General features: G+C 58.3%; 9 protein-coding genes. 4 read left to right on the top strand and 5 right to left on the bottom strand.

Annotated elements, in window-relative coordinates:
* On the bottom strand, positions 1 to 1,252 hold a 1,252-nt coding region (locus WA354_RS06535; protein ID WP_472812199.1), incomplete at its 3' end, for a polyribonucleotide nucleotidyltransferase.
* A gap of 279 nt (positions 1,253 to 1,531) precedes the next feature.
* A complete protein-coding gene (gene rpsO / locus WA354_RS06530) occupies positions 1,532 to 1,798 on the bottom strand; it encodes a 30S ribosomal protein S15 (RefSeq protein WP_472799399.1) in 267 nt (88 codons plus the stop codon).
* 170 nt (positions 1,799 to 1,968) lie between these two features.
* On the opposite strand from rpsO, the gene WA354_RS06525 reads away from it, so the two are divergent.
* Together WA354_RS06525 and WA354_RS06520 are read left to right on the top strand one after the other, a co-directional pair.
* Positions 1,969 to 2,505, top strand: a complete 537-nt coding sequence (locus WA354_RS06525; RefSeq protein ID WP_472812198.1) for a hypothetical protein — start codon at positions 1,969 to 1,971, stop codon at positions 2,503 to 2,505.
* A gap of 238 nt (positions 2,506 to 2,743) precedes the next feature.
* On the top strand, positions 2,744 to 3,526 hold the full coding sequence (locus WA354_RS06520; protein WP_472812197.1) for a DUF4184 family protein: 783 nt from the start codon (positions 2,744 to 2,746) through the stop codon (positions 3,524 to 3,526).
* Positions 3,527 to 3,691: 165 nt separating this feature from the next.
* On the opposite strand, the gene WA354_RS06515 is transcribed toward WA354_RS06520, so the two are convergent.
* Positions 3,692 to 4,312 carry a TetR/AcrR family transcriptional regulator gene (locus tag WA354_RS06515; protein WP_472812196.1) on the bottom strand — a complete coding sequence of 207 codons (621 nt, stop codon included), beginning with the start codon at positions 4,310 to 4,312 and terminating at the stop codon, positions 3,692 to 3,694.
* An 81-nt stretch (positions 4,313 to 4,393) separates the two neighbouring features.
* Between WA354_RS06515 and WA354_RS06510 the strand changes: the two genes are divergently transcribed.
* Together WA354_RS06510 and WA354_RS06505 are read left to right on the top strand one after the other, a co-directional pair.
* The gene (locus tag WA354_RS06510) at positions 4,394 to 5,104 is read left to right on the top strand and encodes a DUF2306 domain-containing protein (protein ID WP_472812195.1); all 711 of its coding nucleotides are present in this window, start codon (positions 4,394 to 4,396) and stop codon (positions 5,102 to 5,104) included.
* On the top strand, positions 5,101 to 5,817 hold the full coding sequence (locus WA354_RS06505) for a hypothetical protein (protein ID WP_472812194.1): 717 nt from the start codon (positions 5,101 to 5,103) through the stop codon (positions 5,815 to 5,817). The genes WA354_RS06510 and WA354_RS06505 overlap by 4 nt, the downstream gene beginning before the upstream one ends.
* Before the next feature lie 244 nt (positions 5,818 to 6,061).
* Here WA354_RS06505 and WA354_RS06500 read toward each other — a convergent pair whose 3' ends face one another.
* Both WA354_RS06500 and WA354_RS06495 read right to left on the bottom strand, forming a co-directional pair.
* Positions 6,062 to 7,096, bottom strand: a complete 1,035-nt coding sequence (locus tag WA354_RS06500; RefSeq protein ID WP_472812193.1) for a VWA domain-containing protein — start codon at positions 7,094 to 7,096, stop codon at positions 6,062 to 6,064.
* Between the two features lie 645 nt (positions 7,097 to 7,741).
* Positions 7,742 to 7,952: hypothetical protein (locus tag WA354_RS06495; protein ID WP_472812192.1), on the bottom strand; the 211-nt coding region annotated here is incomplete at its 5' end.

Genomic DNA, 7,952 nt, shown 5'->3' with positions numbered 1-7,952 from the left:
TCGGCAGAACCGCAGAGATAGCGCGCTCCGCCAGTGCACCGTGGCCGATCTCACGACGACCCGTGCCCGTCATACGTCCTGTTTCACCAACAGAGAACGGCGGGAAGTTGTAGTGAAGCATGAAGTTCTTTTTCTTCTCGCCCTCATAGCTCTCCAGGCGTTGACCATCATCGGCCGTACCCAGCGTCGCGGTCACCAGGGCTTGCGTTTCGCCGCGTGTGAAGAGTGCCGAACCATGCGTGCGAGGCAGAACGCTGGTCTCGATCGTGATCTCGCGGATTTCGTCGAAAGCGCGGCGATCCGGACGAATCCGATCCTTCGTTACCTGCTCGCGGAAGATTCGTTCGCGGAGCAGCTCGTAATAAGTTGCGAGCTTCTTCTTTGCATTTGGATCGTCCGCAGGAAGCTCTGCAGCCAGTTCGTCCTTGATCTTCTTCACCAGCGCGTAGCTGTCAGTTTTGGCGTACTTCTTGGTGTCGAGCGCATCCTTGAGGCGGTCGCCGATCTTGGTCTTCAGCTCATCGTAGTAGCCTTCGTCCGTGGTCGGCGCAACAAATGAGCGCTTCGGCTTGCCGGCCTTCGAAACCAGCTCGTCGATGGCAGCAACAATCTTCTTGATCTCCGCGTGAGCGAATTCGATGGCGCCGAGAATCACTTCTTCGGTCTCTTCTTTCGCACCCGACTCGATCATCACAATGCCATCTTTGTGACCGACAACCATGATGTTCACCGTCGTTCCCGCGCGCTCGTCATAGGTGGGGTTGATTACGAATTCCCCATTAACGCGACCAACGCGAACTGCACCAACCGTGGCGCTGAACGGAATGTCACTGAGAGCCAATGCGCAGGCTGCTGCATTGATGCCGACCACATCGGGATCGTTTTCCTTGTCGGCAGAGAATACCAGCGCGATGACCTGCGTCTCATTGCGGAACCCGTCGGGGAACAACGGACGAATGGGGCGATCGATCTGCCGAGCGGTCAGAATTTCCTTTTCGCTGGGCCGGCCTTCACGCTTGATGAATCCACCGGGGATGCGCCCGCCGGCATAGGTGTACTCGCGGTAATCGACCGTGAGGGGAAAAAAGTCGATGCCTTCCCGTGGGTCAGGAGACGCGACCGCGGTGGCCAGAACCACGGTTTCGCCCGTGGTGACCAGTGCAGCTCCGGAGGCTTGCTTCGCCATGCGACCGGTCTCAAAGACCAGGCGCTTGCCGCCAGCAAGCTCGACTGTCACTTCTTGTTTAGACATAGAGTCCTCGTTTCATTTTTTTCGCTTGGGAAACTTGTGGGTGGGAAGAGCCGGAAATGCTGAAGGTGTACGAATGCGCGAGAGCCACAGGACGTGACTGCACAATTAGAAAATGCGCGGACCGCGCAGTGACGGCATCTCGTAATGAGACGACAACTCTGCGCAGGCCCTGGCGGCATTTGCGATTAGCCAGGTACACCATGGCCCCAGGTTCTGAATAATGCGGGGCCGTGACCAAAATCCGGTCTGGGCGCTTCCGGTTCAACGTTTGCTTTCTGATTACTTGCGGATACCGAGCTTGCCGATTACGTCGCGATAGCGATCGGAATCATGCGTCTTCAGGTAGTCCAGCAGGCGGCGGCGCTTGCTGACCAGCATCAAAAGTCCACGCCGCGAAGCGTGATCCTTCTTGTGAGTTTTGAAGTGCTCGGTCAGTTCACCAATCCGCTCACTCAGAATCGCGATCTGGACCTCGGGGGAACCCGTATCCTTCTCGTGGGTGCGGAAGCGTTCAATTAGGGTAGTTTTCTTAGCAGTCGCCAGCACGGCGGTATTACTCCTCTTGCGTTCTCAGTCCACTCTCAAGTGTCTAGATAGAGATTACCATGAATGACTTGCACGAGTAACCCCGCTGCCCCCGTCCCCTGGGAAACAACCTGCGTGCATTCGAAGTAATCCCTGAAATACAGTGTTATCAAGGCGTGAAGAGCGAACAAGTGCATCGAAAGACAACCCTCTACATCGATATCGACGACACCATCATCGCCCAGGTCCTTCCCGGTTCCGGCTTTGACCTCCGCCCCTGCGTCATCACCCACCTGACAGTCCTCGGCCACATGTACGACTGCTGCTGGCTCACCTCCTGGCCATACATCGACCCCATTATTCCCGGCACAGCAGTATCCGTTGCAACCTTGATTCGCAGCCTATACGGAGCCTCCATCAACGAGACATTCCGCTACGCTGACTGGGATCGCGATCACCCCGACGGCAAAGCCGGCTTCGTCCTCCGCCACGAAGCGCCCGAAGATTGGTATTGGCTCGAAGATCCGATCCTCAAGGGCGAGGAAGTCGCCCTCGCTGCAGCCGGCAAACTCGATCGCTACATCCCCGTTGAACCTTTCGGTCCATGGGGTTTCCTTGATGCCATCAATGAACTGTTCGAGCGCACCGCAAAAACTGATGCCGATATCAAACAAGCCGGCGGCCGCCTCGAATGGTTCGATCGCAACGCTCTCGAGTCTGATCGATGATTCACGACTTCACCAAATTCCAACCATCTTGCATAGCTTGAAAATGGAGTCTCCGCATCCGCGATGTGCATCGCACTCGGGGCACGTGGCTTTTCCTGTCCCAACCCGCCGGCTGCATCGAACGCAGCAAGGGCAACAACCGAACATCCACCTCACCCTGCAGAAAGACTGCACCCTGAAGACGAAGATTGGTTCAGACACTATGACACCCGACCGCTAAGACCGTCATAATTGTGGTATGCCGTTTACCCTCTCCCATGCAGCCGCGGCTCTGCCATTCCGCCGCACACGTCTCGTCATGTCTGCCTTGGTCGTCGGCTGCTTTGCCCCCGATCTTGAGTACTTCGTTCCCTATGCGCACCACAGCAGCTTCGGCCACAGTCTTCCAGGCGTCTTTGTCCTCGACCTGCCTCTCAGCCTCGTTGTTCTCTGGCTCTATCATCGCTATGCCAAGGAGCCCATCGCCGCCTGCCTGCCCGCAAGCGCGCGCGCAAGGCTTGAACTCGGACCCCGCACCCTTTCCATCAATTCGCTTTCCCGTTTTGCCTTGATCGTCTTCTCCATTCTCGTAGGCATCGCCACCCACCTATTCTGGGACTCGTTTACCCACTCCGGAACTTGGGCAAGCGATCACCTGCATTTTCTCCACGTTCGCGTTATCCTTCCGCTCTTCGGCCCGCGAGCGTTGCTCGAGATCCTGCAATACATCAGTTCCGCCGTCGGCATCATCATTCTCTTGCTTTGGGGTCTTCACTGGTATCGCTACGCCTCTCCCGTCCTCCCCTCCCAACACAGTCGGAACTACCTCAAGGGGGACAGAATTGCTCTCGCCTGTTCGTTTCTGATCGCGCTTTTCGCGGCTCTGGTCAGGGCCGTCGCATTGGGCGTTCCCAACGGAGTGCATGGCGCCCAGCACTTCATGACCATCGCGGCCATTACCGGAATCGCCGTGTTCTGTTTCGAAATCGTGATATACGGCATCGTCCGAAATCACGCCCGCGATACCGTCAACACCGCCTGAAACATCGCCGCCGCATCGGGCCCGTGTGCCCGATGCACACACATGTGCCCTATTCTTGAAGCCCTGTGCCCCATTCATGTGGCGTCTTTTGCCGCAGGAGTGGGATCACATAAACTTCCTGCCAGCGCCTCCTGCTCCCGCAGAAGTACAACTTCGAGCTTTCGATCAGCCCTTCAAGAGTGCATTCCTGATCAGTCTAGGCAACTGCTTCTCCGCAGCCTCCACCGTCTCCAGCGACTCCACCAGCGCATCGAAAAACTCAAATGATGTCAGCGCTACAAGGCACGCAATCGTTTCGGATTTCTGCTCGCGCACGCCGTCCCCAATCCGTTCAACTACGCGCGTAGCCGCCATCTGCCGACGCTGATTTCTCGCCTGAACCGCCTTGCCGAATTCCGGATCAACCGCAGCGATTCCGTGAATGCGCTTCAGCAGCAGCCTGTTCTTCGCCCAGAAATTCGAGAACACAGCAATGAACCCGTCGAGCATCTCCCCCGCATCCTGCGCCATCATCACTTCGCGCATCCGCGCCATCCCGCCGTCCACTGCGATCTGATCGAACAGCGTCTCCAGCACGCCGCTCCGCGTGCCGAAAAGATTGTGAATAGTCTGCCGCGTCACCCCGCTCGCCTTCGCCAGCGACTCCATCGAGAAATCGCGTATGCCGCCCTTCTCCAACTGCGTGCGTGCCGCCCTCAGCACCGTCGCCCGCGTATGGTCCGTCCGTTCCAGACGTTTGCCCAGTTCGTAAGGCCTCTTGCATGAAGCATTTTGGCGGCTTTTCATAAACTAAATCTTACTCGGCGCACTTCCATTTGACAATATGTCAATCGAATACTAATCTGTCCATATCAGTGGAGGCCGCTGATGCCATCACCTTCTCATACCGCCCCGGCCCACCAGCCCGACACAAAAGCTCCATGGTGGCTCCTCGCCGGTTTTTGGATCTGCATAGCCATCGCGGTCGCTGTTGTTATTCGTCGTCTGCTGGCCCTTGCCGTCCCCGCGCGCGACGGACCGCCCCAGATGGCCTCGCTCGACAACGCCTTCGCCACGCACTCTGCCCTCACGCTGGCCCACATCCTTCCCGCCCTGCTATTCGTCCTGCTCGCTCCCGTCATCGTCTTCCGTCTTCGCAACCATTCCCGCTGGATAGACCGCGTCTTCTATCCTCTCGGCGCCATCGTCGGCCTCACGGCATACGCCATGAGCCTTTACTCCATCGGTGGCTGGACCGAACGTTCCGCCGTTCTCCTCTTCAACACACTCTTTCTCGTCTCGCTTTCCCGCGCCTATCTATATAGATCGCAAACCGACAACATGCGCGAGCGCCGCTGGCAACTGCGCTCCATTGCCATCCTGCTCGGCATCGCCACCACGCGCCCTGTGATGGGCGTGTTCTTCGCGACAGCCCGTCTCACTCACCTGCTCCCGCAACAGTTCTTCGGAATCGCCTTCTGGATCGGCTTCTCCATGAACGTCCTGATCTTCGAACTCTGGATCCATGCAGCCGTTCGCCGCCGTAAACGCAATTCCCAATCGCAAATCCCCAACTCCCCCATGAGGAGCGCGACATGACTTCAACAACTCCGCACTCAGTCGCAAGCATGAACCTCAAACATCCCGGCCCGCCGCTCTGGCTTCCAGCGATTCTCTACCCAGTGCTGTTTCTCGCCGGCCTGTTCCCCGTCACGATGTATGGCGGCATGCCCTACTGGCCCGGCCCTTGGGAAGCGCCCGCCGTCATCACCACGTTCTTCCAGACCCAGACGTCGCGCGTCCTTGCATGCCTCTTACTGCAGACGGGCGCCAACATCTGCCTGGGACTCTTCACCGCTGTCGTCGTAAGCCGCCTTCAATTTCTAGGTGTACGGGCTGCAGGCGTAACCATCGCCCTATTCGGCGGATTCCTCTGCGTCTTCGACAGCATCGCTGCCGCCTTCGCCACGTGGACGCTGATTCGTCCGGCCGTCGCCGCGAATCCACCCATCCTCGTCGCACTCAATTATCTTTCCTATGCGTTTGGCGGTCCGGGATTCTCAATCCCCATGGGTCTTCTCATGGCCGGCGTCTCCATCTCCGCCGGACTCACAAAACTCATTCCCAAATGGATCATGATTCTCGGCCTGCTTCTAGCCGCATGCGGCGAACTCAGCGTCTTCCACCTCATCAGCCCGCAGCTTCTGTTCCTGATTCCCCTGGTACGCTTCCCCGGCTTCATCTGGATCATCGCCGTCGGCTTCGCGCTGCCGAATCACCGCAAAGAGCAACCCCTGCCCGCCGCCGCGTAGAGGATACGCAGCCTGAGCCACAGCTGCACAGCAGACACCGCATGAAGCGCAGTCGGCTAGATATGTGCCGCATGACTCGCATCTGCGCAGAACACGCGACGGATCTTGTATCAGGGCATGACTTCAGTCATGCCGCTGATGCCAGCCTCTCCTCAGAATTGTCATCCTGAGCGGTGCGAAGGATCTGCTTTTGCTTTTTATTCACACGCGAATGAAGCGCTCGTGTCCCAGTGTTGCCATGCACTCACTGCCCCGCATCCCGCCAATAATTCGCCCGCGCAATAATCTTCGCTCCATAATCCTCAACCGTCCGCACACGAATCGTATGGAGCCCCGGAGTCGGATCCGAAGGACTGAACGTAATCAAATACCGGTTGCGCACATCCTTCGCCGCCTCCATCACCCGCGCTTCAAAATGCCGGTCGCCGGTAAACGTGGTGTACTCCCCGCCGCTCATGATCGCAATCTGCTTCGACACATTCTTCTTGAACGCCTGCACCGCCATCACCAGCGTTGACACCATATTCAGCGCCCGATCTTCGCCATTGTCCTTGATGTCGTGCGCCAACTCCGCCTTCGACGGCGAATACGAGATGCTCAGCACCAGCACATCCGACCGCCCGATCTTGCTTACCAGTTGTGCCGGTTTCGTATGCTTGCTCCCGTGATCGCGCTCCTCGCTGATAAGCAGCAGCACCCGCCGATACTCCTTCGGCTGATCCTCCAGCAGATCCACGCCATAGCTGATGGTGTCCAGGATCGCCGCCCCACCGTCCCCCGGCTCAAGTCGCTGCAAGGCCGCCGCCAGATCTTCCTCAGAGTGCGTATAGTCCAGCATCAGTCGCGGCTTCGAGCCAAATCCCACCAGTGCCGCCTGGCTCCGCGGATCCGAGAGAAATACCTCCAGCAACGGCCCCAGCTTCTCCAGCTTCTGAAATTCCAGTGCGCCCGCTCTTCCCTCTTCCATCGCGACAACGAGAGCCACAGGCGCCGTGTCCAGCTCTTCCTGCACATGAATCTTCTGCGGCACGCCGTTGTCTTCCACCACAAAATCCGACGGCTTCAGCCCATAGACGATGCCGCCTCCATGCGGCCTCTCCACCAGCGTCGGCACCAGCACCTCATTGGTTGTCACGCGAATCGTCGGTGAATCCGCGTGCGATCCGGGCATTGGTTTCGGCGGCTCAATCGGCGGCAGCTGCTGCGCCTGCAAAAATCCCGCGAACAACAAACCATGCAGACCCACGAAACCCGCCCATCGAACTAATGCCAATCTCATCCCCTCAGCCAACTCCCGGGTTCTATCATGGGTTCGCCCGACTCCTCCGCGTGGTGCCCCATTCATGCGGCGTCTTCTCTCGCATGAGTGGGATACCGCAGGCCTTCATCAACATCTCTGTCCGACCCGTCCACATCACGGCATCTTCGCGCGCCGTATCACGGCTTCCGTCGCGCGTCACTCTCCAACCGTCCCGCCCAGAAGAGAAAGCTCAACAACTCCCACTTCGACTCCCACATAAAGCCAAACACGTCCCGCGCCCTCAGCGTCTCCGCCGGCTTTCCTGAATACGTCTCCACCCGCCAGCGAAGAAACTCACTTCGCCATGGCGCAAACCTGTGCCCCCGCGTCGCATTCCAAAGAAACCTCAGCGCCCCAAACAATCTCGATAGCCTCTCCCCGAGTGTAAACCGCGCACACACACCCCACGCTTGACGGGAACCAGCCCAGAAAGGGCAGCAGAGCTTCCGGGCGCGCCCTTTATCCCCATCCCCAGACAGCAGGGACGCAGAGCCGCGCTGCACCGCCGCTCCCGGTGATCAGCTCAGACGTTAGTCTCGGATACCGTGACGAAGCGACCGGCCAAGCTTGCGGCTGATTGGATAGGCATTCCTGTCGAAGGATTGGAAGGCCTGATGAGTCTGATCAGTCCGCTGAGACGAACGACTGATCAGCAGCGATTCTTACCTCACAATTTGCTGTCGAAGCAAGCTTCTCGAAGCTTTGTGATTTGGGGCTTGCCTGCACCATCTCACCAGCGAGCAACATTTGCATAGCCGTGCTATCCCAGCGGCGGACAGCGGTATCCACAATGAGCTTCAGGTCAGACAGAAAAGTGGCCCGTGCCATGTATTCC

The organism is Occallatibacter sp. (genome assembly GCF_049802275.1).
In the GTDB taxonomy this organism is placed as follows: domain Bacteria; phylum Acidobacteriota; class Terriglobia; order Terriglobales; family Acidobacteriaceae; genus Telmatobacter.
The sequence above is the reverse complement of the archived record's forward strand: the minus strand, read 5'-3'. Positions and strand labels throughout refer to the sequence as shown.